22 protein-coding genes and 1 pseudogene are annotated in these 26,161 nt (G+C 69.8%); 10 read left to right on the top strand and 13 right to left on the bottom strand.

Annotated elements, in window-relative coordinates:
- Positions 1-88 precede the first annotated feature (88 nt).
- Entirely contained in the window at positions 89-616 is a 528-nt protein-coding gene (locus tag ACWCPI_RS25995) for a YbjN domain-containing protein (RefSeq protein WP_019756423.1), read from the bottom strand.
- Between the two features lie 139 nt (positions 617-755).
- Positions 756-3,353: an ATP-dependent chaperone ClpB gene (gene clpB, locus ACWCPI_RS25990; protein ID WP_451040390.1), complete on the bottom strand. Its 2,598-nt coding sequence runs from the start codon at positions 3,351-3,353 to the stop codon at positions 756-758.
- Between the two features lie 128 nt (positions 3,354-3,481).
- Between clpB and ACWCPI_RS25985 the strand changes: the two genes are divergently transcribed.
- Positions 3,482-3,895 (top strand): pyridoxamine 5'-phosphate oxidase family protein, encoded by a 414-nt coding sequence (locus ACWCPI_RS25985; RefSeq protein WP_451040389.1) that lies wholly within the window; start codon positions 3,482-3,484, stop codon positions 3,893-3,895.
- Between the two features lie 170 nt (positions 3,896-4,065).
- Here ACWCPI_RS25985 and ACWCPI_RS25980 read toward each other — a convergent pair whose 3' ends face one another.
- Positions 4,066-4,362 (bottom strand): (2Fe-2S)-binding protein, encoded by a 297-nt coding sequence (locus tag ACWCPI_RS25980; protein WP_451040461.1) that lies wholly within the window; start codon positions 4,360-4,362, stop codon positions 4,066-4,068.
- Positions 4,363-4,752: 390 nt separating this feature from the next.
- Here ACWCPI_RS25980 and ACWCPI_RS25975 point away from each other — a divergent pair, with 390 nt between their 5' ends.
- Both ACWCPI_RS25975 and ACWCPI_RS25970 read left to right on the top strand, forming a co-directional pair.
- Positions 4,753-5,787 (top strand): helix-turn-helix transcriptional regulator, encoded by a 1,035-nt coding sequence (locus ACWCPI_RS25975; protein WP_451040388.1) that lies wholly within the window; start codon positions 4,753-4,755, stop codon positions 5,785-5,787.
- A 148-nt stretch (positions 5,788-5,935) separates the two neighbouring features.
- Positions 5,936-6,241 (top strand): annotated as a pseudogene (locus ACWCPI_RS25970) (response regulator transcription factor); the annotation flags it as partial.
- On the opposite strand, the gene ACWCPI_RS25965 reads toward ACWCPI_RS25970, so the two are convergent.
- Entirely contained in the window at positions 6,168-7,247 is a 1,080-nt protein-coding gene (locus tag ACWCPI_RS25965; RefSeq protein WP_451040387.1) for a LuxR C-terminal-related transcriptional regulator, read from the bottom strand. The pseudogene ACWCPI_RS25970 and the gene ACWCPI_RS25965 overlap by 74 nt on opposite strands.
- 430 nt (positions 7,248-7,677) lie before the next feature.
- Positions 7,678-8,811 carry a sugar ABC transporter substrate-binding protein gene (locus tag ACWCPI_RS25960; protein ID WP_451040386.1) on the bottom strand — a complete coding sequence of 378 codons (1,134 nt, stop codon included), beginning with the start codon at positions 8,809-8,811 and terminating at the stop codon, positions 7,678-7,680.
- 515 nt (positions 8,812-9,326) lie between these two features.
- Here ACWCPI_RS25960 and ACWCPI_RS25955 point away from each other — a divergent pair.
- Complete coding sequence (locus ACWCPI_RS25955; protein ID WP_451040385.1) at positions 9,327-9,839, top strand: hypothetical protein; 513 nt, start codon at positions 9,327-9,329, stop codon at positions 9,837-9,839.
- Positions 9,840-9,911: 72 nt separating this feature from the next.
- On the opposite strand, the gene ACWCPI_RS25950 is transcribed toward ACWCPI_RS25955, so the two are convergent.
- From ACWCPI_RS25950 to ACWCPI_RS25930, 5 genes are all read right to left on the bottom strand, one after another.
- Positions 9,912-10,358, bottom strand: a complete 447-nt coding sequence (locus ACWCPI_RS25950; protein WP_451040384.1) for a heat shock protein transcriptional repressor HspR — start codon at positions 10,356-10,358, stop codon at positions 9,912-9,914.
- A 5-nt stretch (positions 10,359-10,363) separates the two neighbouring features.
- On the bottom strand, positions 10,364-11,545 hold the full coding sequence (gene dnaJ, locus ACWCPI_RS25945; RefSeq protein ID WP_019753993.1) for a molecular chaperone DnaJ: 1,182 nt from the start codon (positions 11,543-11,545) through the stop codon (positions 10,364-10,366).
- 42 nt (positions 11,546-11,587) lie between these two features.
- Complete coding sequence (gene grpE / locus ACWCPI_RS25940; RefSeq protein WP_451040383.1) at positions 11,588-12,250, bottom strand: nucleotide exchange factor GrpE; 663 nt, start codon at positions 12,248-12,250, stop codon at positions 11,588-11,590.
- Complete coding sequence (gene dnaK, locus ACWCPI_RS25935) at positions 12,250-14,097, bottom strand: molecular chaperone DnaK (protein WP_388803989.1); 1,848 nt, start codon at positions 14,095-14,097, stop codon at positions 12,250-12,252. The genes grpE and dnaK overlap by 1 nt, the downstream gene beginning before the upstream one ends.
- A gap of 115 nt (positions 14,098-14,212) precedes the next feature.
- Complete coding sequence (locus ACWCPI_RS25930; protein WP_451040382.1) at positions 14,213-15,256, bottom strand: MraY family glycosyltransferase; 1,044 nt, start codon at positions 15,254-15,256, stop codon at positions 14,213-14,215.
- Between the two features lie 227 nt (positions 15,257-15,483).
- On the opposite strand from ACWCPI_RS25930, the gene ACWCPI_RS25925 reads away from it, so the two are divergent.
- Together ACWCPI_RS25925 and ACWCPI_RS25920 are read left to right on the top strand one after the other, a co-directional pair.
- Entirely contained in the window at positions 15,484-17,778 is a 2,295-nt protein-coding gene (locus ACWCPI_RS25925) for a heterodisulfide reductase-related iron-sulfur binding cluster (protein ID WP_451040381.1), read from the top strand.
- A 105-nt stretch (positions 17,779-17,883) separates the two neighbouring features.
- Positions 17,884-18,183: a zinc-ribbon domain-containing protein gene (locus ACWCPI_RS25920; protein ID WP_451040380.1), complete on the top strand. Its 300-nt coding sequence runs from the start codon at positions 17,884-17,886 to the stop codon at positions 18,181-18,183.
- Between the two features lie 2 nt (positions 18,184-18,185).
- Here the strand turns inward: ACWCPI_RS25920 and ACWCPI_RS25915 are convergent, their stop codons facing one another.
- Both ACWCPI_RS25915 and ACWCPI_RS25910 read right to left on the bottom strand, forming a co-directional pair.
- Positions 18,186-18,896, bottom strand: coding sequence for a DUF2637 domain-containing protein (locus ACWCPI_RS25915; protein ID WP_451040379.1), 711 nt, complete (start codon positions 18,894-18,896; stop codon positions 18,186-18,188).
- A 517-nt stretch (positions 18,897-19,413) separates the two neighbouring features.
- Positions 19,414-19,962: a YciI family protein gene (locus ACWCPI_RS25910; protein ID WP_451040378.1), complete on the bottom strand. Its 549-nt coding sequence runs from the start codon at positions 19,960-19,962 to the stop codon at positions 19,414-19,416.
- A gap of 259 nt (positions 19,963-20,221) precedes the next feature.
- Between ACWCPI_RS25910 and ACWCPI_RS25905 the strand changes: the two genes are divergently transcribed.
- On the top strand, positions 20,222-21,181 hold the full coding sequence (locus tag ACWCPI_RS25905; protein WP_451040377.1) for a helix-turn-helix transcriptional regulator: 960 nt from the start codon (positions 20,222-20,224) through the stop codon (positions 21,179-21,181).
- A 38-nt stretch (positions 21,182-21,219) separates the two neighbouring features.
- Here ACWCPI_RS25905 and ACWCPI_RS25900 read toward each other — a convergent pair whose 3' ends face one another.
- Positions 21,220-21,543 (bottom strand): ANTAR domain-containing protein, encoded by a 324-nt coding sequence (locus ACWCPI_RS25900; protein ID WP_451040376.1) that lies wholly within the window; start codon positions 21,541-21,543, stop codon positions 21,220-21,222.
- Positions 21,544-21,844: 301 nt separating this feature from the next.
- Here ACWCPI_RS25900 and ACWCPI_RS25895 point away from each other — a divergent pair, with 301 nt between their 5' ends.
- The 3 genes from ACWCPI_RS25895 (at position 21,845) to rox (ending at position 25,876) form a co-directional block, all read left to right on the top strand.
- Positions 21,845-23,110, top strand: coding sequence for an FG-GAP repeat domain-containing protein (locus ACWCPI_RS25895; protein WP_451040375.1), 1,266 nt, complete (start codon positions 21,845-21,847; stop codon positions 23,108-23,110).
- 112 nt (positions 23,111-23,222) lie between these two features.
- Complete coding sequence (locus ACWCPI_RS25890) at positions 23,223-24,155, top strand: NAD(P)H-binding protein (RefSeq protein WP_451040374.1); 933 nt, start codon at positions 23,223-23,225, stop codon at positions 24,153-24,155.
- Between the two features lie 290 nt (positions 24,156-24,445).
- Positions 24,446-25,876 (top strand): rifampin monooxygenase, encoded by a 1,431-nt coding sequence (rox, locus tag ACWCPI_RS25885; RefSeq protein WP_451040373.1) that lies wholly within the window; start codon positions 24,446-24,448, stop codon positions 25,874-25,876.
- The last annotated feature ends 285 nt before the right edge of the window (positions 25,877-26,161 follow it).

The raw sequence follows: 26,161 nt of genomic DNA, 5'->3' as shown, positions 1-26,161 counted from the left end.
CGGGCGCCCTGGGCCGGGCTCTCCCTCACCCTCGGCGCGAGTCCGGTCGATCGCCGGTACGCCGCCGTGGGCACGTGCGCTGCGAGGACTACTCCTCGTCGTCCTCGGGCTTCTCCGCGTCGTTGATCTCCTGCTCCAGGCCGAGCTGCTCGACGAGCCACTTGTCGAACTCGATGGCGGCCCGCACCCAGCTGACCGTCGACGAGACGAAGTGCTCCAGGCTCACGCCGGTGCCGATCAGCATCTGCGCCTCGCCGATGAGGCGGACGGTGCCGTCGTCGTGGGTGTGGCTGTAGACCTTGGGCCACAGGGTCCGGCGGTTCCAGTCGTCGATCGACTCCAGGAGCTGGGGCTTCTCGTCGATCTTGTGGGGCCGGTCGTAGAACGTCCGCACCGAGAAGACCTGCTGGTCACCCTCGCCGCGGAACATGAAGTACGTACGGAACTGCTCCCACGGCGCCGCGAGGTCACCCTCGTCGTCGACGACGTACTTCAGCTCCATCTGGTCGAGGAGCTGCTTCACGAGGTCCTGATCCGGGATTACGGGGCCGGGCGGAGGCCCGGGCTGCGGCTGCTGGCCCCCGAAGTTCGGAATCGAGGACGGGTCGATGCTCACCGTGATTTTCCCTTCGTACGGATCCCGCCATCCTCCCTCATCCGGGGAGGGGGGTGGCAAGCCCGGACGGCCCTGTCAGCCGTCGGCTGACTCGATCCGGTGATCGAGCCGGGTACCCGGTGCACCGGGTACCCGGACATCACAGGGTCTTGCCGGTTTCCGGCCCCACGATCAGGCCGTCCCCGAAGGCGTCGACCCGGACCGTGTCGCCGTCCTTGACCTCGCCGGAGAGGATCTCCTTGGCGAGGCGGTCGCCGATGGCGGTCTGGACGAGGCGGCGCAGGGGACGGGCGCCGTAGGCCGGGTCCATGCCCTCGTCGGCGAGCCAGGCCAGGGCCTCGTCGGTGACCTCCAGGGTGAGGCGGCGTTCCGCGAGCCGCTTGGCCAGGCGGTCGATCTGGAGGCGGGCGATGCGGCCCAGCTCGTCCTTGGTCAGGGCGGAGAAGACCACCAGGTCGTCGAGCCGGTTGAGGAACTCCGGCTTGAAGGAGGCGCGGACCACCTCCAGGACCTGCTCCTTCTTCTCCGCCTCGGTCCTGATCGGGTCGACGAGGAACTGGCTGCCCAGGTTCGAGGTCAGCACCAGGATCGCGTTGCGGAAGTCGACCGTACGGCCCTGACCGTCCGTCAGCCGGCCGTCGTCCAGCACTTGGAGGAGGACGTCGAAGACCTCCGGGTGCGCCTTCTCGACCTCGTCGAGGAGCACCACGCTGTACGGCCGCCTGCGCACCGCCTCCGTGAGCTGGCCGCCCTCCTCGTAGCCGACGTAACCGGGAGGCGCCCCGACCAGCCGGGCCACGCTGTGCTTCTCGCCGTACTCCGACATGTCGATGCGGACCATCGCCCGCTCGTCGTCGAAGAGGAAGTCGGCGAGCGCCTTGGCGAGTTCGGTCTTGCCGACGCCGGTCGGGCCGAGGAAGAGGAAGGAGCCGGTCGGGCGGTCCGGGTCGGCGATGCCGGCGCGGGTGCGGCGCACGGCGTCGGACACGGCCCGCACCGCCTCCGTCTGCCCGATGAGCCGCTTGCCCAGCTCGTCCTCCATGCGCAGCAGCTTCTGCGTCTCGCCCTCCAGCAGGCGGCCGGCCGGGATGCCGGTCCAGGCGGCGACGGTGTCGGCGATGTCGTCCGAGCCGACCTCCTCCTTGACCATCGTGGACTTGGCGGCCTCCTCCTCGGCCTGCGAGGCGGCCTCCAGGTCCCGCTCCAGGGCCGGGATCTCGCCGTAGAGCAGCTTGCTGGCGGTGTCGAAGTCGCCGTCGCGCTGGGCGCGTTCGGCCTGTCCGCGTGCCTCGTCGAGGCGTTCCTTCAGTTCGCCGACCCGGTTGAGGGACTGCTTCTCCTTCTCCCAGCGGGCGGTCAGGCCGCGCAGTTCCTCCTCCTTGTCGGCGAGGTCGCGGCGCAGCCGCTCCAGGCGCTCGCGGGAGGCGGGGTCGGTCTCCTTCTCCAGCGCCAGCTCCTCCATCTTCAACCGGTCGACGGAGCGCTGGAGTTCGTCGATCTCGACGGGCGAGGAGTCGATCTCCATGCGGAGCCGGGAGGCGGCCTCGTCGACCAGGTCGATGGCCTTGTCGGGCAGGAAGCGGGAGGTGATGTACCGGTCGGAGAGGGTCGCGGCGGCGACGAGCGCGCTGTCCGCGATCTGCACCTTGTGGTGGGCCTCGTAGCGTCCCTTGAGCCCGCGCAGGATCGCGATGGTGTCCTCGACGGTCGGCTCGGCGACCAGCACCTGCTGGAACCGGCGCTCCAGGGCGGGGTCCTTCTCGATCCGCTCCCGGTACTCGTCGAGGGTCGTGGCGCCCACCATGCGCAGCTCACCGCGCGCGAGCATCGGCTTGAGCATGTTCCCGGCGTCCATGGCGGAGTCGCCGCCCGCCCCGGCGCCGACCACCGTGTGCAGTTCGTCGATGAAGGTGATGATCTGCCCGTCGGAGTCCTTGATCTCGGCCAGGACCGTCTTCAGACGCTCCTCGAACTCGCCGCGGTACTTGGCCCCGGCGACCATCGCCCCGAGGTCGAGCGCGACGAGCCGCTTGTCCTTGAGCGACTCGGGCACGTCGCCCTTGACGATCCGCTGGGCGAGCCCTTCGACGACGGCGGTCTTGCCGACGCCCGGCTCACCGATGAGCACGGGGTTGTTCTTGGTACGGCGGGACAGCACCTGCACCACCCGCCGGATCTCCTGGTCCCGCCCGATGACCGGGTCGAGCTTGCCCTCCCGCGCGGCGGCCGTGAAGTCGGTGCCGAACTTCTCCAGGGCCTTGTACTGCCCCTCGGGGTCGGCGGTGGTCACCCGGCGCCCGCCGCGCGCCTTCTGGAAGGCGTCCAGCAGCTTCTTCGCACCGGCCCCCTGCTGGGTGAGCACCTCACCGGCCTGGCCGCCCTTGGCGGCGATGCCGATGAGGAGGTGCTCGGTGGAGAGGTACTCGTCGCCGAGGTCCTTGGCCCGCGCCTGGGCGTCCGCGATGACGGCGAGCAGCTCCCGGTTGGGCTGCGGGGGTGCGACGGTGGACCCGGTCACGCTGGGCAGGGCGGCGAGCGCCTTCTCCGCGCCCGCGCGCACGGCCGCCTGGTCGGCGTCCACGGCGGCCAGCAGGTCGATGATGTTCTCGTTGTCCTGCCCCTGAAGCAGAGCGAGGAGCAGGTGGGCCGGGGTGAGGTCCGGGTGCCCCTCGGTCACGGCCCGGTTGCTGGCCGTGTTGATCGCGTCTCGGCTCCTGTTGGTCAGCTCTGCGTCCACGTGTCCGTTCTCCTCCTGGCGTCAGCTTGCCCAGTACTGACTGAGTCAGCGTACACAAAGTTGAGTCTATTCCGCTCAAGGTGGGAGCGGGAGATGTACGGCGGTCCGCCAGGGCTTAGGGTCCGCCCATGGCCGCATACCCCCAGGACCCCGGCGCACCCGACGCGCCCTACCTCGCCTTCTGGCAGGAGAAGCATCTGTGCACCCTGACGACCCTGCGCCGGGACGGCACCCCGCACGTGGTGCCCGTCGGAGTCACATACGACCCCGAGGCACGGTTGGCTCGGGTGATCGCGAGCAAGTCGAGCGCGAAGGTGGGCCATGTACTCGCCGCGGGAGAGGACGGGGCACGGGTCGCGGTCTGCCAGGTGGACGGCCGTCGGTGGGCGACGCTGGAGGGAGTGGCACGCATCCGCAACGAGCCGGAGCTGATCGCCGAGGCGGAGCGGCGCTACGCCGAACGCTACGGGCGGACGCCGCGCCCCAATCCCGACCGGGTGGTGATCGAGATCGCGTTGCGGCGGGCGATGGGGAAGGGGTGACCCGGGTTCCGCGTGGCCGGATACCGGGCGCCCGGTTTCGGCCACCCCCGTAACGGTCGGATACGGGGAAATGTCGCCTGAAAACTGCAGCGGCGTCACCGTGTTCAGGTCACGGTGACGCCGCTGCGGGGGGAAGCACCTGAGCGATCTGTTACGACGGGGGAATCGCGTCAGGCACTGCGGGGGGTGGCTGAAATGGTCCTGGAGGCCGGAGCGTCCGCCTCCACCAGGCGGTGGTCGCGCTGATCGAGGTTGACGAAGATCATTCCGTACCGGATGGCACATCGCACTGGCTGCGGCGCCCCCCGAGGCCGCCGCAGACACCGGTACGCCCGTACGTCCTCCTCGTCGTCCCGCGTGACGACGACCGGCTCACCGAAGACGGTCACCATCAGCGAGTCACCGGGGTGGGGGATCGCGGTGACCAGGTCGATGAAGTGCCAGCCGGAGCGGTAGGCGGTGGCCATCTCGCGGCGGAAGGAGCGGTCGTCGGGTGGGGTGGTCACGTCAGCTCCCCGCTCCCTCGGTCTCGGACGTAATCGGCCAGACACTGTCCGACAGGACGTGAGCCTCGGACGCGGCCGCGCCCGGCCAGACGCTGTCCGCCAGGACGTGAGCCTCGGCACTCGCCGGCCAGACACTGTCCTTCGCCAGGCTGTCGCCCTTCGTACCGGAGAGGCCGGTTGCGGTTCCGACGGCCACGACGGCGGAGAAGATGGCGACAAGCACCGAGCGAAGCATTTTGTTACGCATAGTCGGCTTCGTCCTCACTTGAAGGTCCCCTCTTCCCCCGTCGAGTAAGACGATGGCTCATTCGGGCACTTCATGGCCACACGATCGGTGCATCATGTTCCTGCATGTTCAGGACCCTGGGGGGTGGAGATTTGGGGACTAATCAGACTAAAGCGACACATCCCCATGCGGTGACCGAGTTGTGTCGGGAAGGCAGCCGACTTTACGCGAACGCCATCCGCGCGGGACGTGTCTCCCGAGCGGACGCGCAAACGGCTCCCTGCTTGGAGGAACTCGCCCTTCTGCACCCGGATCCCGACGACCCGAGCTGGCTGCGACCAGTGCCTCCGGCGGTCGCCCTCGCCCAGCGGCTCAGCCCGCTGGAGCACGAGATCACCGAGCGCAGGCGGTTGTCCATCGAACTGTCCGACGTTTTCGCGCCGTTCATGGCTCTCAGTACCCAGGCGACCACCAGTGACTCGATCACCGTGCTGGAAGGCAGCGACCGGATCAACGCGGCGCTCAACCTCGCCACCGCCCAGTGCCAGACCGAGATGCTCACGGTGCAGCCGAGCGGCCACCGGCCCGAGCGCAGCCTCATCCAGGGACTCGAACGTGACCGGCCGCTGATCGAACGCGGGGTACGCATCAGGACCCTCTACCCGCACACGGCCCGCTACAGCCCCGAGAGACTGGCCTACGTCGACCAGCTCTCCGACGGCAAGGTCGAGTACCGGACCATCGACGGAGTGGTCGAGCGGCTCATCATCTGCGACGAGACCACGGCCTTCATCCCCATCCGGGACGACCAGAAAGTCGCCCTGGAACTCCGTCACCGAGGGCTGATCGGTTACCTGATCAAGGTCTTCGAGTTCATGTGGGACCGAGCGGTTCCGCTGAGCGCGGGCGCTCCCTACGAGACCGCCCCCGACGGGATCACGGAGATCCAGCACTCCATCGCCAAACTCCTGGTGGAAGGACACGTCGACGAGGCCATAGCGCGCCGGCTCGGCATGAACGTGCGCACCTGCCGAGCGCACATCGCGAAACTGGCCACGGCCCTGGGCAGCGGCAGCCGTGCTCAACTCGGCTACCTCATAGCCCAGTCGGGGATCCTGCAACAGGACCAGTCGGCGCCGGCCGGAGGCAGACCCGAGTGAGCGAGGCGCACACGCACGGAGCGGAGGCGCTGTGCCGGGCGGGCAGGACCCTGTACGAACAGGCCCTGCGTGAGGGACGCGTGCCCGTCGAGCGCGGCGAAGACGCCCCCTGCCTCGTCGACCTCGGCCTGTTGCGCCCGCCCTCGACGCCTTCGACCGTCTCTGGCGCCTGGCCACCCCGATGTACCCCGAGGCGGTCCAGCAGCCCAGTCTGCACGGCGTCACCCCGCGCCAGCGCGCCATAGCCGCCCTTCTCGTCGAAGGCCACACCGACGCCGTCATGGCCGACCGCCTCGGCATGAACGTGCGCACCGCCCGCGTCCACATCGCCAAGCTCGCGGCGACGCTGGGCAGTGAGAGCCGGGCCCAGCTCGGCTACCTCATCGGCCGGTCGGGGATTCTTGACCGGGAATCCCCGGCATCCGCGGAACCCCGGCCACGTCGGGCACGCTGACCACCGCGGACTCGGACGACGACACGCGAGGCCGGTCCAGCCCCACCTGCGCGATCCGCACCCCGAGCTGCGTACGGCTCGCCGCGCCCAGCGTCTCCGACAACCGCGCGATGTGCGCCCGGCACGTCCGGACGCTTATCCCCAGCCGCTCCGCGATCACCGCGTCCTGATGCCCCTCGGCGAGCAGCGTGGCGATGGACTGCTCACGGTGGGAGATGCCCTCGATGCCGGTGTCGGGGAGGGGCGCGGTCAGCGGGATCGCCAGCCGCCAGAGCCTCTCGAACACCGTCACCAGGTAGTGCACCAGCCCCGGATGCCGCAGCTCCAGAGCCATCGTGCGGTCGGCGTTCGCGGGGATGAAGGCCACCGTGCGGTCGAAGAGGATCAGCCGGTCGATCACCTCGTCCAGCGTGCGGGCCTCCACCGCATCGCCCATGAGTTCCAGGTAGTTGAGCAGGCCTTGGCCGTGCCGGGCGACATGCGTGTACAGGTCGCGCATCCGCACGCCGCGCCCACGCAACGCCAACGCCCGGTGCAGGCCCTCGGTCAGTTCGTGCTCGGGGCGGATACCGCCGGGCTGCACGGTCAGCACCTCCGCCGTGCACGCCTCCGTCGCCGCGTCCAGGGCCGCCTGGATGCGGGAGGGGCCGTCCAGCACCCGGATCGCCGTGCCCTCCGCGCCGGCCGCCTGCGGCTGCTGCGGGCCCAGCCCGGCGTACCACTCGAAGGCCGCCACCGCCGAACCGACCCGCCGCTGACTCGCGCTGACCTCGTCGTACACCCCGCGCAACAGCCGCGTCATGACCTCCTGCGGGGACGTCGGCACCAGCCAGTCCATGTCGTCGGGGTCGGGGTGCAGCAACGCGAGTTCCAGCAGGCAGGGCACCGGCTCCGCATCCCGGCGCGGCACCCGGCCGCGCCGTACGGCCCGGGAATACACGCGATCCCCGGCCTCGCACAGCCGGTCGGCACCGTGTGGATGCTCCTCCGTCCCGTGCCCGGCCATCGCCCGTCCACCCCCGGTCCTTGCCTCTTTCGCCGGCTCGCTCACCTCCGGAGCGCGGTGTCGACACCCTTGCCGGGACAGCCCTGCGAGGCGTGGCCATGGTCGAAGGCCACCGTGGGCAGCCCTTCGGCCCTACGGTTCGCTCGCGCTTCCGCAGCGCAACTATGCGCGGACAGGCCGTGCTCCGCAACACGGCTCACGCCGGGAGGGGTGCCGTTGGATACCGGTACGTCCCGGTATCTCCGGGCCTCCGCACGCCGGGTTGCAACAAGCTGATGGGGTGGCCCCCGCGTCGCCGTACGTCCGCCTGACGGCCGCGACAGGGAACGTCACACTCGCGAACACCGTGCCGGGAGGGGGTGAGAAGAGCAGCGGGTGCGGCGGCAGGAGAAGGAACAACCGCACGCACCCGCAAAGGAGTCGGCTGACGTCACCCGCCGAGCCCGATCTCCGAGCAAGCCGCCCTGTACTTGGCGGTGCAGATGTCGGAAAGCTCGTAGATGCCGTCGGCGACGACGGTCTCCTTGATGTTGTCCTCGGTCAGCGCGACCACGGGCACCAGCAGGGCCGGGATGCCCTTGTGGGTCGGGCTGTCGACCTGGTCCTGGGTGAGCGAGTCGAACTGGATGTCCTTGCCCTGGACCTTGGCCACGGCCATCTCCGCGGCGCTCTCGGCCTCCTGCGGGTAGGACTTGTACACGCTCATGTACTGCTCACCGGCGATGATCCGCTGCACGGCGTCCAGTTCGGCGTCCTGCCCGGTGATCGGCGGCAGCTTGGTCACGCCCGCGGCCTTGAGGGCCTTGATGACTCCGGCGGCCATGCCGTCGTTGGCGGAGTAGACGCCCTTGAGGTTGTTGACGCCGATGGCCTCGATGGCCTGGGCCATGTTGGCCTGGGCGTTCTCCGGCTTCCAGTCCTTGGTGTCGTAGGTCCTGGCGATGTCGACCGCGCCCTTGAGCTCGGAGAGGGCACCCGCCTTGAACTGCGCGGCGTTCGGGTCGGTGGGCGAGCCGTTCATCATGACGATCTTGTCGGACGAGTCGATGCTGGAGCCGCCCATGGCCTCCAGCAGGGAGCGGCCCTGCACCTCGCCGACGAGTTCGTTGTCGAAGGAGACGTACGCCTCGATGGGTCCCTCGGCCAGGCGGTCGTAGGCGATGACCGGGATGCCGGCGTCCTTGGCCTTCTGCACGCCGTCGGCGATGGCGTGCGAGTCGACGGCGTCCAGCAGGATCACGTCGACCTGGTCGTCGATCATCTTCTGCAGCTGGCTCGCCTGCTTGGCCGCGTCCGCGTCGGCGTTCAGGTAGACGACCTTGCCCTGCTTGTCGGTGAGCTCCTGGACCTTGTTCCTGATGATGGGGTAGTCGAACTTGTCGTAGCGCGTGTTCGCCGTCTCCGGCAGCAGCAGCCCCACGGTGACGTCGTTGCCCTTGGTCGGGCTCGCCGCGCTGCTGTCCCCACTGACCCCCAGCGTCCCGCACGCGGTCAGCGAAAGGGTCATCGTGGACGCGGCGGCCACGGCGGTGGCGAGACGACGCGTGGGGCGCATGGAACGCATAGAGGAGCTCACTTCTGGTGCCATCGGGACACGGGCGCCAATGCGCCCAGATGTCTGAAAAGACAACGCGGCGACGGCCCCCAGCGTCAAGCGGAATGACTTAACGAGTGCGCAACACCACGCTCCGCTGCGCATGTGAAGACATGACGGAACCCCTCCAAACGCCCTTTACGCCCCCTCCACCGAACCGCGATCGCATGGAAGGCGAGATCCACACAACCGACTCCATTCCGCGCGAGTCGCGATCAGAGCGGCTTGCCGACCGCCGTCCCGCATTCGATCAGAGGAACGAATGAACCCAGCCAGGCGCACGGTCGCCGCGGTCACGGCAGGAAAGGCGCCTTTCCTGGCATACAGCGCGCAACGGGTTTCGAAGGGCGATATCAGCTGGAACCGGGACACGGACGACTCCCCTCGACGGCGGCCGCAGGATCGGCACGGGGAAGGACGTGCGGGCCTCAGGACCGGTCGGCCACCGCAACGGTCGACCGGCCGCGTCTGAGAAGATCATCCTCATGACGCCCACCGAAACCCCCGTCGAGGACAGCCTGTTCGGCCCGCTGACCGTCCATCTGGACACCGAGCGCGGTCATGTCGTCGTCGAGGGCGAGGCGGTCCCGCGGATCGTACTGAGCCGCGCAGCCGGTACCGAGGCCGAGGAGCACATCCCCGTCGGCACCCGGACCGCCGGCCGGCTCACGCTCACCGTCGACGGCGAGGAGGCCGGCCTGTACCCGGCGGAGGGAGGGCTGACCCGGCGTTCGTACCGGGTCGACGTCCGGTACGCGGGACACGTCTGGCGGCTGGTGCCCGACTCCCTGCCGGACAGCCGCCTGCTGCGGAACGGGCGGCGGCTCGCCGCTCTCACCTGCGAGGGCGACGGCAGGGTGGTGGCCGAGTGGCGGGCGGACGCGGCGCCAAAGGCCCTGGACGCGGCTCTCGGGTACGCCCTCGCCGCCGCGTTCGGCACCGGCGCGCAGCCCATGTGGATGCTGGTCGCGGACGCGATCGGACAGCTCATCCCCTGAAGTCCGCGACGCGTACGCGCAAAGGGGCCCGGAGGTCATCCCTCCGGGCCCCTTGTCGCTCTCGCGCCCTGCTCAGTCCCTGGCCTTCTTCGGCCGCCACACCACCAGCGCGCTGGTCTGCTGCACCTCCTGGTACGGCACCAGGTCGCGGCGGTACGACGCGTGCACCGCCGCCTCGCGCTGCTGCATCGCCGCCGCCGCGCCGTCGAGGGCCGCCTGCATCTCGGCGATCCGGGACTGGAGCGCGGCGACCTGGTTCTCCAGTTCGATGATGCGCTTGATACCGGCCAGGTTGATGCCCTCGTCCTGCGACAACTGCTGCACCTGCCGGAGCAGTTCGATGTCGCGGGCCGAGTAACGCCGGCCCCGGCCGGCCGTGCGGTCGGGGGACACGAGGCCCAGGCGGTCGTACTGGCGCAGGGTCTGCGGGTGCAGGCCGGACAGCTGGGCCGCCACCGAAATGACGTAGACCGGGGTCTCCTCGGTCAGTTCATACGGGTTGCGTCGACGACCGTCCATCTGTCTCATGCTCCCTTCGCGGCCTGGAACAGCTCCGCCCGCGGGTCCTCACCCGCGGTTGCCTCGCGATACGCCTCAAGCGCGTCACGAGCCTTCCCCGAAAGGTCCTTCGGGACACTCACCTCGACGGTGACCAGCAGGTCACCGCGGGTGCCGTCCTTGCGGACCGCGCCCTTGCCCCGCGCCCGCATGGTGCGGCCGTTGGGTGTGCCGGGCGGCAGTTTCAGCGTGACCGGCGGTCCGCCCAGGGTGGGGACCCTGACCTCACCGCCGAGGGCCGCCTCCGTGAAGGTCACGGGGACGGTCACCGTGAGGTTGTCGCCCTTGCGCCCGAACACCGGGTGCTCGCCGACGTGCACGGTCACGTAGAGGTCACCCGCCGGGCCGCCGCGCTCACCGGGCGCGCCCTTGCCGCGCAGCCGGATGCGCTGGCCGTCCGACACCCCGGCCGGGATGCGGACCTGCATGGTCCGGGACGACTTGGCGCGCCCGCTGCCCTTGCAGTCCAGGCACGGGTGCTCGGCGATCAGGCCGCGCCCCTTGCAGTCCGGGCACGGGTCGGTCAGGGAGAACCCGCCGCCCGAGCCCCGCGCCACCTGGCCGGTGCCCACACACGTCGGGCACACCCTCGGCGTGCCGTTCTTGTCACCGGTGCCCGCACAGGCCTTGCAGGGAGACTGCGAGGACATGCGCAGCGGGACCGTCGCCCCCTCGATCGCCTCGGTGAAGCTGAGGGTGACCTCGGTGTCGATGTCCTGGCCGCGCCGGGGCTGGGTGCGGGTCGTGCCCGTACCGCCCCGGTTGAACAGGCCCCCGAAGACGTCACCGAGGCCGCCGCCGAAGCCGCCGGCTCCTTGCTGGCCGCCCTGGGCGCCGCCTCCGAAGAGGTCGCCCAGGTCGAAGTTGAAGGAGCCGCCCGCGCCGCCCGGTCCCGGACGGAAGCCGCCGTTGCCGAAGAGGGCGCGAGCCTCGTCGTACTCCTTGCGCTTCTTGGGGTCGCCGAGGACGTCGTTCGCCTCGGAGATCTCCTTGAAGCGCTCCTCGGCCCTGGCGTTGCCCTTGTTGGCGTCCGGGTGGTACTCGCGGGCGAGCTTGCGGTACGCCTTCTTGATCTCGGCCTCGGTGGCGTCCTTGGGGACGCCGAGGACCTTGTAGTAGTCCTTCTCGATGAAGTCCTTGGTGCTCATCCTCGACGTCCCTCCTTCCCTGTCGAGTTCGTCAGTCCAACGTCAGCCCTCGTCCGGGCCACCGCTCTCCTTGTCGTCGGCCGCCGCGTTCTCGTCGGACTCCTCGGTCTTGACGGTCTGCGCGCCCGGCTGGGGCTCGGCGACGGCCACCCGCGCGGGGCGGATGGTGCGCTCGCCGATGCGGTACCCGGGCTGCAGGATCGCCACGCAGGTCGTCTCGGTGACGTCCGGCGCGTAGGAGTGCATCAGGGCCTCGTGGATCGTCGGGTCGAAGGGCTCGCCCTCCTTGCCGAACTGCTGCAGGCCCATCTTCGCCGCGACGGTCTCCAGCGACTCCGCGACGGACTTGAATCCGCCGACGAGCTCGCCGTGCTCCCGCGCGCGGCCGATGTCGTCGAGCACGGGCAGGAGCTCGGTCAGGAGGTTCGCGATGGCGATCTCCTTGACCGTGATCCGGTCACGCTCGACGCGGCGGCGGTAGTTCTGGTACTCGGCCTGGAGCCGCTGGAGGTCCGCGGTGCGCTCACCGAGCGCGGTGCGCACCTGGTCCAGCTGGGCCACCAGGCCCGCGTCTGCTGCTCCGTCCCCGGCCGGGGCCGCTCCCTCGCTGTTCGACGAGGGCGCGGCCTTCGACTCGGCGTCGTCAGGGGTGGCGCCGGAGGGGACGTCGGGCTTCTCCTCGAAGCCCGGGGTCTCCTCCGTCATTACGCGGCACCGTCCTTGCGCTCGTCGTCCACGATCTCGGCGTCCACGACGTCGTCGTCGGCGGGCTTGCCACCCTGGGCGGCGCCCTCCGGACCACCCGCGGCCTGAGCGCCCTGGGCGTCGGCGTACATGGCCTGGCCGACCTTCTGGGAGACCGCGGCGACCTTCTCGGTGGCCGTGCGGATCTCGGCGGTGTCCTCGCCCTTGAGCGCGGTCTTCAGCTCCTCGACGGCGGACTCGACCTCGGTCTTGACCTCGGCGGGGACCTTGTCCTCGTTGTCCTTGAGGAACTTCTCCGTCTGGTAGACGAGCTGCTCGCCCTGGTTGCGGGTCTCGGCGGCCTCGCGGCGGCGGTGGTCCTCCTCCGCGTACTGCTCGGCCTCCTGGCGCATCCGGTCGACCTCGTCCTTCGGCAGCGAGGAGCCGCCGGTGACGGTCATCTTCTGCTCCTTGCCCGTGCCCAGGTCCTTGGCGGTCACGTGCATGATGCCGTTGGCGTCGATGTCGAAGGAGACCTCGATCTGCGGGACGCCGCGCGGCGCCGGCGGCAGACCGGTCAGCTCGAACATCCCGAGCTTCTTGTTGTACGCCGCGATCTCGCGCTCGCCCTGGTAGACCTGGATCTGCACGGACGGCTGGTTGTCCTCGGCCGTGGTGAAGATCTCGGACCGCTTGGTCGGGATCGTGGTGTTGCGCTCGATGAGCTTGGTCATGATGCCGCCCTTGGTCTCGATACCGAGGGACAGCGGGGTCACGTCGAGGAGCAGGACGTCCTTGACCTCACCCTTGAGGACACCGGCCTGGAGCGAGGCGCCGATGGCGACGACCTCGTCCGGGTTCACACCCTTGTTGGCCTCCTTGCCGCCGGTCAGCTCCTTGACGAGCTCGGCGACGGCGGGCATACGGGTCGAGCCACCGACGAGGACGACGTGGTCGATCTCGTTGATGGAGACGCCGGCGTCCTTCATGACGTTGAAGAACGGGGTCTTGCAGCGCTCCAGCAGGTCGGCCGTCAGCTGCTGGAACTGAGCCCGGGTGAGCTTCTCGTCCAGGTGCAGCGGGCCCTCGGCGGAGGCGGTGATGTAGGGCAGGTTGATCGAGGTCTCGGTGGACGAGGACAGCTCGATCTTGGCCTTCTCGGCGGCCTCACGCAGACGCTGCAGGGCCATCTTGTCCTTGGCGAGGTCCACGCCGTGACCGGACTTGAACTGCTGCACCAGGTAGTCGACGACGCGCTGGTCCCAGTCGTCACCACCGAGGTGGTTGTCACCGTTGGTGGCCTTCACCTCGACGACGCCGTCGCCGATCTCCAGCAGGGACACGTCGAAGGTGCCGCCACCGAGGTCGAAGACGAGGATCGTCTGGTCGTCCTTGTCGAGGCCGTACGCGAGCGCGGCCGCGGTGGGCTCGTTGACGATGCGCAGGACGTTCAGACCGGCGATCTCGCCGGCCTCCTTCGTCGCCTGGCGCTCGGAGTCGTTGAAGTAGGCCGGGACGGTGATGACCGCGTCCGTGACCTTCTCGCCCAGGTAGGACTCGGCGTCCCGCTTCAGCTTCTGGAGGATGAAGGCGGAGATCTGCTGCGGGTTGAAGGGCTTCCCGTCGAGCTCCATCTTCCAGTCGGTGCCCATGTGACGCTTCACGGACCGGATGGTCCGGTCGACGTTCGTGACCGCCTGACGCTTGGCGACCTCGCCGACGAGCACCTCACCGTTCTTGGCGAAGGCGACGACGGAAGGCGTGGTCCTGGCGCCCTCGGCGTTGGTGATGACGGTGGGCTCGCCGCCCTCCAGAACGCTGACGACGGAGTTAGTCGTGCCCAGGTCGATGCCGACCGCACGTGCCATGGTTGATTCCTCCAGCTGACTTGAGTGGAACGGACTCAAGTGTGCATGACGGCCTCCCCCCGGTCAACAGAGCTGAGTCCACCCCACTCAAGTCTTATCTGTTCCTTACACGCAACTAGCCTCTGACCTGCGTGGATGCCAGCCGACTGGATGTCCCCACGGGCCCCCTCTGGGGGAAGGAGGGTTGACGCCGAGGCCCGTAGACCTTGATCCGCAGCGATGCGAGTACGACGATCAGGGCCCCGGCCCCCACCCAGTACGCGCTCGACCGCGAGACCCATCCCATGTGCACCAGGACCCCGACGAGCACCCCGGAGAAGGCCAGCACCCCCAGCAGGACGGCGGCCCCCGGCGGGGTCAGGCCGAGCCGGCGCAGGCGATGGGCGAGATGGTCCGGTCCGCCGCGCAGCAGTGGCCGTCCGGCCAGCCTGCGGGACACCACCACGAGCAGGACGTCGGCGGTGACCAGGGCGGTGAGGGCGTAGAGGACACCCGCGCTCGCGGCCGGAGGGTGCCCGGCGCGGGTCATCACGGCCGACGAGGCGAGCACGAACCCGATGAACAGGGACCCGCACGATCCGAGACCGATGCGCGCGGGCGGCCAGTTGTGCATGAGGAAACCGGTCAGCGCGGCGGCCAGCACGCTCAGCAGTACGGCGAGTTCGTCCATCATCTCGGCCGCCGCGCAGACACCGACGCCGAAGGCGGTGACGACCCCGACGGTCCCGGCGAGCGCGTCCGCGTGGTCGAGCGCCTTGAAACCGAGGCTGACGACGACGATCCAGCCGATCGCCGGCACCCCGAACAGGAAGCCCGTCTCGCCGTACGGCACCACGCAGGCCGCCGCCACGGCCGTACCGCCGACCAGGAACCGCGCCTTCACCCGCCGCACGTCGGCGACCAGCCCGAGGAGGGCGACGGCGCCCGCGGCGATCAGCAGCCGTCTGATCTCGGGGCCCAGCGGGGCGACCCCCGCCCACTCCCAGGCGGCGACGACCAGGCAGGTGGTGAGGGCGACCCCCGTACCGCCGAGCAGCGGCAGGGGCCGCTGACGTCGACGGTCGACGATGCCGAGGCGCAGCGCGGGCAGCCGGAACAGCGCCGCGAGGAAGGCGGCGAGGAGTAGGGCGCTCGTGGCGGCGGCAATCCCGTACAGCACGGCGCTAGGTTAGTGCGATATGCCCCAATTCGTGATGAATAACACGATCGGATCTTAAGGCAACCCTCAGCGATTCAGATCACCCCGCACCTGGCTACAGTGCGACGGAAGATGGGGGTAGTCTCAGACGGACTACATAAGTTACCGCTTAGTAATCTCGAAGATCCCCCGAAGCCCCCCTTCGAGGGACGCTCGAAGAACCCCTCGCAGGCCCGAGGAGCCCCGAAATGCAACTCGCCGCGATCATCGTGTCGCTGGTCCTGACCGTGGTCGGCGTTGCGCTGCTCGCACGCGCCATCGGCCAGTTCGTCCGGTACTTCAAGCTCGGCCAGCCGGTACCGGCCGGCAGCCGGACCGACAACCCCTACGCGCGCAGTGTGACGCTGGTACGGGAGTTCCTCGGCCACACCCGGATGAACCGGTGGGGCGTCGTCGGCATCGCCCACTGGTTCGTGGCGGTCGGCTTCCTGACCCTGCCGCCGACCCTCGCGCAGGCGTTCGGACAGCTCTTCCAGGCCGACTGGACGCTGCCGGTCATCGGCGGGTTCCTGCCGTTCGAGCTCTACATCGAGTTCATCGGCGTGATGACGATCCTGGGCATCGCCGTGCTGATGGTCATCCGGCTGCTGAGCCTGCCGTCCCGCGCCGGGCGCAAGTCCCGCTTCGCCGGCTCCAAGTCCGGCCAGGCGTACTTCGTGGAGTACGTCATCCTCACCATCGGCCTCGCGATCTACGTGCTGCGCGGCCTGGAGGGTGCGATCCACCACGTCGAGCACTACGAGGCCGCCTACTTCGCCTCGTACCCGCTGGTCCTGGCCTTCAAGGGCCTGAGCGTGACCACGCTGCAGAACCTGATCTACCTCACCGCGATGGTGAAGATCAGCACCTCGTTCATCTGGATGATCGTGGTCTCGCTGAACACCAACATGGGTGTGGCCTGGCACCGCTTCCTGGCCTTCCCGAACATCTGGTTCAAGCGCAACGCCACCGGTGAGACGGCCCTCGGCGCCCTGCAGCCCATGACGTCCGGCGGCAAGCCGATCGACTTCACCGACCCCGGTGACGACGACGTCTTCGGTGTCTCCCAGGTCGAGCAGTTCTCCTGGAAGGGCCTGCTGGACTTCTCCACCTGCACCGAGTGCGGCCGCTGCCAGTCGCAGTGCCCCGCCTGGAACACGGGCAAGCCGCTCTCCCCGAAGCTGCTGATCATGTCGCTGCGCGACCACGCGCACGCCAAGGCGCCGTACCTGCTGGCCGGCGGCGGCAAGACCATGGAGGGCGAGGAGAAGGCGTCCGAGGAGCAGCTCAAGGACGTCCCGGCGGCCGCTCTCACCGAGGCCGAGCGTCCGCTGGTCGGCACGGTCGAGGAGAACGGCGTCATCGACCCGGACGTCCTGTGGTCCTGCACCACCTGCGGCGCCTGCGTCGAGCAGTGCCCGGTGGACATCGAGCACATCGACCACATCGTCGACATGCGCCGCTACCAGGTGATGATCGAGTCCGCGTTCCCGTCCGAGGCGGGCACGATGCTCAAGAACCTGGAGAAGAAGGGCAACCCCTGGGGCCTGGCGAAGAAGCAGCGCCTGGAGTGGCTGAAGGAAGTCGACTTCGAGGTGCCGGTCGTCGGCAAGGACATCGAGGACCTCACCGAGGTCGAGTACCTGTACTGGGTCGGCTGCGCCGGCGCCCTGGAGGACCGGGCGAAGAAGACCACCAAGGCCTTCGCCGAGCTGCTGCACATGGCGGGCGTGAAGTTCGCGATCATGGGCGGCGACGAGAAGTGCACCGGTGACTCCGCCCGCCGCCTCGGCAACGAGCCCCTGTTCCAGGAGCTCGGCATGGAGAACGTCATGGCTTTGAACATGGCGTTCGGCGAGGAGATGGACGACGAGGGCAACGTCACGCCCGAGTCGAAGAAGCCGAAGTCGGCGAAGAAGATCGTCGCCACCTGCCCGCACTGCCTCAACACGATCGGCAACGAGTACCCGCAGATCGGCGGCGACTACGAGGTCATCCACCACACCCAGCTGCTCCAGCACCTGGTGGACGAGGGCAAGCTGGTCCCGGTCACGCCGGTCGAGGGCATCATCACCTACCACGACCCCTGCTACCTGGGCCGCCACAACAAGATCTACACGCCGCCGCGCGAGATCATCGCCAGCGTCCCGGGCGTCCGCAACGAGGAGATGCACCGCCACAAGGAGCGCGGCTTCTGCTGTGGCGCCGGTGGTGCGCGGATGTGGATGGAGGAGCGGATCGGCAAGCGCATCAACAACGAGCGCGTCGACGAGGCCCTCTCGGTCAACCCGGACATCGTGTCCACGGCCTGCCCGTTCTGCCTGGTCATGCTGACCGACTCGGTCAACGGCAAGAAGAACGACGGCAAGGCCAAGGAGTCGATCCAGGTCGTCGACGTCGCCCAGCTGCTGCTGGAGTCCGTCAAGACGCCCGTCCCGGACGACGAGCCCCCGGCGGGCGAGGCCGAGGCGGAGAGCGAGCCGGAGCCGACGCCGGTGAAGTGACCGGGCCCACGCGGCACAGCGCGACGCCCCCTGTTCCCACGCGGGACAGGGGGCGTCGTGGTGCGGCAGGCTTGAGGGCAGGAACTGATCGAAAGGACCGACCGCGTGATCATCTTCGGCACCAAGGGCTACCTCTACCAGCTCGCGATACTGACGCTCGTGTGCGGCCAGTGCGGCAACCCCGCCGCACACACGCTCCGCAAGCGCGTCACGAAGTTCACGCTGTTCTTCGTGCCGCTGTTCCCGTTCTCGACCAAGTACGCCACGCAGTGCACCTTCTGCGGCGCCGAGCAGAAGGTGACCGCGGAGCAGGCCGAGCAGCTCCAGGCACAGGCCGCTCCCGGCGGTTCCCACGACGGCCGGCAGCCGTACGGGCAGTCGCCGCAGCAGCCCTACCGGTACTGACCTCAGGACCGGTTCTGCTTGGCCCCGCCCAGGGTGTCGGCGGCGTGTTTGGGACCGGGCCGGGAGGAGAACTGACCGACGAGTTCCCGAAAACAGATCAGCGCCGTGATCGGCGGAATTCCGACGATCACCATCGCGAGCAGGGAATGCGGGGACTGGCCGATGCAGAGCGCCACCGCCGTGCCGGAGGAAACCAGCATGACGGCCCAGGAACGCCGGGCGGTTCTGCGCTGAACCGCGGCTCGCAGGATGGAGAGTCCCGCTAACATCCACGGCCCGTACACCGTGAGCGGCCACCATTGCGCCAGCTTCGGCGACACCACGAGCAGCGCGATGGCGCGGAGCTGGTCGTACGAGTACGAGATGGACCAGGTCAGCATCGTCACCGCGCACACCGTGATGGCCGCGACCAGGACCGCGACGGTGATGACCTTCGGGTTGCCGGCAAGGAAGTGCGAGCTCGCCTGGTGCCGTCGCCGGTTGACCGGGCGGCGGGGGCGGCGGGCGGCGTCCGACAGGGGCGAGCCGGTGGTCGGCAGGGGTGGAGCGGGGTTCAGGTCGACCCCGTGCGTCGTGTTCAGCATCTGCGCCAGTTCGGCGTCCGGATCCCAGCCCTCGGACGTGATCGTCGGATCGGGGACCTGCCAGAAGTGCTGCGTGTCGACCTGTTGGGTGAGCGGCTGTCCGTCTAGCGCGTCATAATCGGACCTCATTTTAAAAGTTCTCCACTTCCCTTGACTCCCTGAGATATTCACTCTCCATCCGACTGATGGTTCTCAGGAAGTCGTCAAGCAGATCCGAGCAGTGTGTGATGCTTTCCGCAGTGGTCTGATCAGCTGCCTGCCAGAGGCGGAGCGAGCCGTCCTCAGCCGCATATCTTTCCTGCCAAGTCACGTCCACCTAACGAGCACCGGACGGCGCAGGACATCTGGCATTCGGGGGAATATCCGTCAACGGTGATTATCTGGAATATCCAATACCGTCGGCTTCCCGATGAAATTCCGAATATGTGTGGACCGTACCTCTGGGCACACCTCGCTCCCTGCGTGACCGCGTGCGCGACCTGTCGAATCATTCGTGCGGGCCGTGACGGTGCCGCTGCCGGCGGGCGATCCGGAGGGGCGGCGACCGCAGTACGCCCGGTCGGTGGACGCGCTCGCCGACCCGGCCGGCATCACGTCGGCCGACCCGGCCGGTGGTTCCGGCGCCGGACACCGGGGAAGCCGGTCGTCACCGCCGGCCGCCGAACTCCCACGCGTGGACCTCTACATCCGCATACCCGTCCGCGCTCAGGACCGCGCGCGCCGTCTCCGGGTCCGGAGCCCTGAGCAGCACGGCCGTGCCCAGCCAGGCGGTGCCGTCGTCGGAGAGCAGCGGCCCGTACGCGACCAGCTCGTCGCGGTCGGCCGGCACGGTGAGGTCGACGGCCCGTCCCGCGCCGAGGCCGAGCACCAGATAGCGGTCGCCGCCGGTCGGGCCACCGGGGAAGTCCCACATCGTGCGGCCCAGCAGGTTGCGCCACCTGCGCAGCAGCACGTCCCGGTACACCCCGGCCCGCTGGTTGGGCTCGTCGAAGGCGAACGCGCGGGCGGCGGCCGGGCCCGGCAGGTCGACGACGTGCACACTGCCCGTGGGCGTCTCGCCGTCGGCGGCGAAGGTCGGGCCGCGGGCGATCAGCTCCTTCGCGTACCCGTCCATATAGGTCCAGTGGGCTTCCTGCAGCTCCTCGCGCAGGGCGAGCGAACCGGGGCGGTCACGGTGGTAGCAGAAGAACTCCATGGCCCCAGACCCTGCCCAAGGCAGGCCTTCTTCTCAACGGGCTTTCGCGTAGCGGGACTTCACGCCCGTGGGGGGCACTTCCGTGCTCGACGACTCCGCGGCCGGACGGGGCCCGCGCACCGGACGGGTGTCGGTCGCGGCTGTGCGGGAAGGCGCAGCAGGAGGAGTACCCACGGCCGTCCACCGTGCGGACGGGTCGGCCCGTGCCCTGCGGGGCGAGCGGCAGCGTGGGAAAGAAGCCGGCCAGGGCGGTGATGCGATGGAATCGCTGGTCTTCGACAGCGACGACCTCCAGGTGACGGAGGACTTCCTCAGTCGTGCCTACGCGCGGATGCGCATCGGCAGCGGCTCCCCCGGCGCCAGCAGGGCCCGTATCCAGCGCGACGCCATCGCGTCGGTCAGCGTCGACGAGCTCGACCTGAACTTCGAGATGAGCTACTCGGTCACACCGCTCGGGAAGATCTGCCTGTGCATGGTCCACGAGGGGACGATCCAGGACCACGTCCTGCCAGGTGTCCGGGACAACTTCGGGCCCGGCGACCTGGTGATGTTCGCGCCGCCCCATCTGTCGTACGCGGGCCGCATCTGTTCCGCCCGCTACAACATCACGATGCTGGACCCCCGTCTGCTGGACCGGGTCGCCGCCACCGGTGCCGAGGCCCCCCGGGAGCCGGTACGTCTGACCGGGCACCGCCCGCACTCCCCCGCCGCGGCGGAGCACCTGCGGCAGACCATCATCTATCTGCGCGACCATGTGCTCGCCGACCCGGCGGTCCGCGAGCAGCCGCTGGTCGCGTCGACGAGCAGTCAGATGCTGGCCGCCTCGGTCCTGGCGGCCTTCCCCAACACGGCGGCGGACACGGACGACAGCGCGCAGGACCGCACCGACGCACGCTCCACCACCCTGCGGCGGGCCGTCGCCTTCATCGACGACCACGCCGATCAGCCCCTCACCGTCGCCGACATCGCGGCGGCGGCCCACGTCACCGTACGAGCCCTGCAGTACGCCTTCCGCCGGCACCTGGACACCACCCCGCTCGCCTATCTGCGCCGGGCCCGGCTCGCGCACGCCCACCGCGAACTGCGGGCCGCCCAGCCGTCCGGCGACGTCACCGTCAGCGACATCGCCGCGCGCTGGGGCTTCGCGCATCCCGGCCGTTTCGCAGCGCTGTACCGGGACACCTACGGCACCAGCCCCTCGCGCACCCTGCACGGCTGAGCGGCCGGAGGCGGACGGGGCGCGAGGTCGGACGGCGGTCACACGGCGGCCGTCCGGAACTCGGGGGAGGGCGGTCTGCGACGTCCCAGCGCGGCGTCCAACTGGTGGCGGATCTCCGGCGGCAGCCACCCGCGGTGCGGCCACCGCACCATTTGCTCGGCCACCTCACGCAGCTTGGTGTTCGTGTGCTGGGAGATCTCCCTGAGGATCTCCCAGCCGTCCTCGGGCGGCAGGCCCCCGTAGACGATCACCACCCCGATGGCCTGGTCGACGACGGCGTGCGAGACGAGGGCGTGCCGCATCTGCGCCAGCTCTTCCTCCAGGGCGGCGACCCTCCTGAGCCGCTCCTCTTGCTCTGTCATGCCGCGGGTCCTGCTCTCCGATCGGATCGTCGTGTCCCCTGACGGTCGCCTGCCCCGGTCACACGGCCGCAGTGGCGCGTGAAACGAAACGTGCCGCCGCCACAGGCCGGAAAACGAACACGCACAGCCTCCGGATGGGCGCCCTGGCCGAAATGCGCGCCCGGCCGCCCGGCGCCGGGCCGAAATCCCGGCACAGGACTGTCGCCCTGACTCGCACACGTGCATGATTACCCGGTTGTTTCCCCTGGTGCTGACGAGGTGAGCGGTGCGCACGCGAAGAGCCGGGATGTGTACGGCGGTCATGAGCACCACCCTCCTGCTCGCTGCGGCCTGCGGCCCCACCCCGGACAAGGAGGCCGCGCCGGCCCGGCACACCCCCGTCCAGATCGCCGACGCCCCCGCGCAGTTGCCCGTGCCCCGGGGCAAGGGCAGCAGGACACCGGACGACTTCAACGGCGACGGCCACCGCGACCTGGTCCTCAACGACCTGGCCAAGGCCGATGCCCACGCCGATGACGCGGGCATCGGCATCGTCTACGGCAGCGAGCGCGGACTCACTCCGGGCGCCCGGCAGTTGCTCAGCCCCGGGCGGCAGGCCGCCCCGACCAAGGGCCGGCTGCCGGCGGTGTTCGACGCGGAGGCCACCTGCGATCTGGACAAGGACGGCTTCACGGACCTCGTCGTCTCCACCGACCCGCCCTTCGACGGCCAGGGCAGGCCCCCGGTCCCCCTCCAGCTCCTCTTCGGCTCCCCGCAGGGCCTCACGGGCAAGGCGGTCAAGCTCGCCATCCCCGATGCCGCCCGCGTCGGCAACGACTGGCCCGACCAGCCGGTGTGCGGCGACTTCGACGGCGACGGCACGCAGGACCTGGTCGTCCACGCGTCGGGCGGCCGACTGTCCTTCCTGCGCGGCCCGTTCACCCGCGAGGGCGGCCCGAGGGCGGCGGGAGCGCCGGTCCAGGCACCCGGCAACGCCCCGACGGGTCCGTCCGCCGACGTCAACGACGACGGATACGACGACCTGGTGGTCCGTACGGCACAGGGCGCGGGCCCTTCGGCCCTCGTCCTCGGCGGCGCGGCCGGCCCCGCCCGCACCGCAGTGGCGCTGCCGTCCGGCATCGACGTCGCCCTCGGCGCCTTCGGCAAGGGCGAGGACGGCCTGGACGCGGCGGTCGGCACCATGGGCGAAACGTCACTGCGCTACGACCTCACGGCAGTGGCCGTACGCGGCACTCTCGACGTCCCCGGCTCCGTGCTCGACGCCGCCGACTTCGACGGCGACGGTCTGAGCGAACTCGTCTCCAGCGGCTCGCAGGTCCGCGTCTTCCGGGGCCGGGCGGCCGGTCTCACGGCGGCGGGCATGGTGACCGTGCGGCCGCCCGCCCGGGGTACCACACGTGTCGTCACGGTCGGCGACTTCGACGGCGACGGGCGGGACGAGCTGGTGGTGCGGACGTATTCCGACGAGACCAAGGACACGGTGGCCGTGTATCCGGGGGTGAAGAAGGGGCTGGTGGCGACGGAGCCGTCGGTCTCCTTCTCCACGTCGGAGTTCCTCACGCCGTAGGCACCGCCCCGTCGGTCACCGGCCCGCGCGCCGACCACCCGGGCCGGGCCGTCCTCCGCGGCGACCGGACTTGCGGACCGAAGCTGACCGCAAGTCCTTCTACGTTCCTTTCATGACGCAGACGCAGCCGCAGAAGCAGAAGCAGGAGCAGACCCAGGCTCTGGCTCAGGCCACCACACAGGACCAGGCCCAGGCCAAGGACCAGAACCAGGACCAGGACCAGAAGATCCTTGTCGGTGGAGCCACCGGCACGGTCGGCCGCCGGATCGTCGCCGAGCTGCTGGCCCGCGGGCACGAGGTCCGCGCCCTCACCCGGGACCCCGCCAAGGCCGCCTTCCCGGCCGGCGTCGAGGTCGTCCGGGGAGACCTGACCGAGCCCGACACCCTGATCCCGGCCCTGGAGGGCGTCACCGGCCTCCACCTGATCACCTTCGGCGGGCCCTACTTCGCCCCGCTGGAGACGGGCCCCCGGATCCTGGAGCTGGCCCGTGCGGCCGGCGTCCACCGGGTCACCGTGCTGCACGGCGGCGGCCCCACCCCGCTGGAGGACGCCGTACGCGCCGACGAGGGCGTGGGGTGGACCGTACTCATGCCGGTCGAGTTCATGGCGAACGCCCTGGAGTGGGCGGACGGGATCCGGAGTTCGGACGAGGTCCGCGAGCCGTTCGTCGCCCGGCTGAGCGCCATGGTGCACGAGGGCGACATCGGCGCCGTCGCCGCGGTCGCGCTCACCGAGGAGGGCCACGGCGGTCAGGAGTACGTGATCACCGGGCCCGAACTGCTCACCGTGGGGGACAAGGTCGCGGCGATCGCCGCCGCGCGCGGCCGGGAGATCGCCCTGGTCGAGCTGACCGAGGAACAGGCCGTCGAGCAGTGGCGGGCGGCGGGGCAGCCGGAGGATGTGATCGCCTTCCTGCTGGAGGCGTACGGGAACACCCCCGAGGTGGGCCGCACGGTCGTCGACACCGTCGAGAAGGTCACGGGCCGCCCGGCCCGCACCTTCGCCCAGTGGGCCGCCGAGCACGCGGACGCCTTCCGCCGCTGATCAGGACATACGGCCCCGGAAGTCGAGCCCGGAAATCGAGTCCGGAAGTCGATCCCTGCAGTCGATCCCGGAAGCCGATCGGGAAACCGATCCGGAAGCCGATCGGGAAACCGATCCGGAAGCCGACCGGAAACAGAGAAGGCAAGGAGTCCGCTGCTCCTTGCCACTCTCAACCTATAGCGCACGGGGGGCCTTGCGGCAAGGCCCCCCTGGTGCAGCAGAATCTCCCGCCTGAGCCAGAACCTGCGGAAAATCAGTGATGCGCGAGTTATGCACGCTTTGGGGGATTCATGATCGACGTGATCATCGCCGGCGGTGGCCCGACCGGCCTGATGCTGGCCGCCGAACTCCGGCTGCACGGGGTGCATGTGGTGGTGCTGGAGAAGGACCCGGAGCCGACCAAGGTGGTCCGCGCGCTCGGACTGCACGCGCGCAGCATCGAAGTGATGGACCAACGCGGCCTGCTCGGGCGGTTCCTGGAGCACGGGAAGCAGTACCGGGTCGGCGGCTTCTTCGCGGGGATCGAGAAGCCGTGGCCCGAACGGCTGGACACCGCCCACGCCTACACCCTCGGCATCCCGCAGACCACGACCGACCGCCTGCTGGCCGAACACGCCACCGAACTCGGCGCCGAGATCCGGCGCGGCCGCGAACTGGTCGGGCTGAGCCAGGACGAGGACGGGGTGACCGTCGACCTCGCCGACGGCACGCGGCTGCGCTCTCACCACCTCGTCGGCTGTGACGGCGGCCGCAGCACGGTGCGCAAGCTCCTCCAAGTCGCCTTCCCCGGCGAGCCCAGCTCGGTCGACACCCTGCTGGGCGAGATGAAGGCGGGCGTGCCGCAGGAGGAACTCGTCGCGGTGATGACCGAAGTCCGCAAGACCCAGAAGCGGTTCGGCTTCATGCCGCTCGGAGACGGGGTGTACCGCGTCGTCGTACCCGCCGGGGAGGTGGCCGAGGACCGCAGGACACCGCCGGCCTTCGAGGAGTTCAGGCAACAGCTGCGGGCGATCGCCGGCACCGACTTCGGCGTGCACTCACCGCGCTGGCTGTCCCGCTTCGGCGACGCGACCCGGCAGGCCGAGCGCTACCGGGTCGGCCGGGTACTGCTGGCCGGCGACTCCGCGCACATCCATCCGCCGACCGGCGGGCAGGGGCTCAACCTCGGCATCCAGGACGCTTTCAACCTCGGCTGGAAACTGGCCGCCACCGTCAACGGCTGGGCTCCGGAAGGGCTGCTGGACAGCTACGAGCGCGAACGGCACCCGGTGGCCGCCGACGTGCTCGGCAACACCCGTGCGCAGATGCTGCTGCTGTCCACCGAGCCCGGCCCCTCGGCGGTGCGCCGGCTGCTGTCCGAGCTGATGGACTTCGACGACGTGAGCCGGTACCTGACCGAGAAGATCACCGCGATCGGGATCCGCTACGACTTCGGCGAGGGGCACGAGTTGCTCGGCCGGCGGCTGCGGGACGTGGAGTTGAAGCGCGGGCGTCTCTACTCCCTGATGCACCGCGGCCGCGGACTGCTCCTCGACCAGACCGGCCGGCTCTCGGTGGCGGGCTGGGCGGACCGGGTCGACCACGTCGTCGACGTCAGCGAGGAACTGGACGCGCCCGCCGTGCTGCTGCGGCCGGACGGCCATGTGGCGTGGGTCGGCGACGACCAGCACGACCTGCTCGGCCGGCTGCCCGAGTGGTTCGGCGCCGCCGCGGCCGGTTGAGCACGAGGACGGGGCCGGTGCCATGTCCGGGCACCGGCCGCGAGTGCCGACCCGCCGCACCTGCGTCTGCGCCTGCGCCTGGCTGAAAACACCCCACGAACCACGCCGCTCCCCCCGCCTCGAAGAATTACCGAACGCACGTACAACCCTTACGCCCCACCGCGAGTCTCCTGATCGCCAACCGCCCGTGAATCCGAGGACAAATTCCGGCCAACACGGGCGGACCCCGGCACCCAACGACTGCCGATGCCCCGCCGGGCATCCCGCATGCCGCAGGAGAACCCC

This window comes from Streptomyces sp. NPDC001920, from assembly GCF_053594495.1.
The sequence above is the reverse complement of the archived record's forward strand: the minus strand, read 5'-3'. Positions and strand labels throughout refer to the sequence as shown.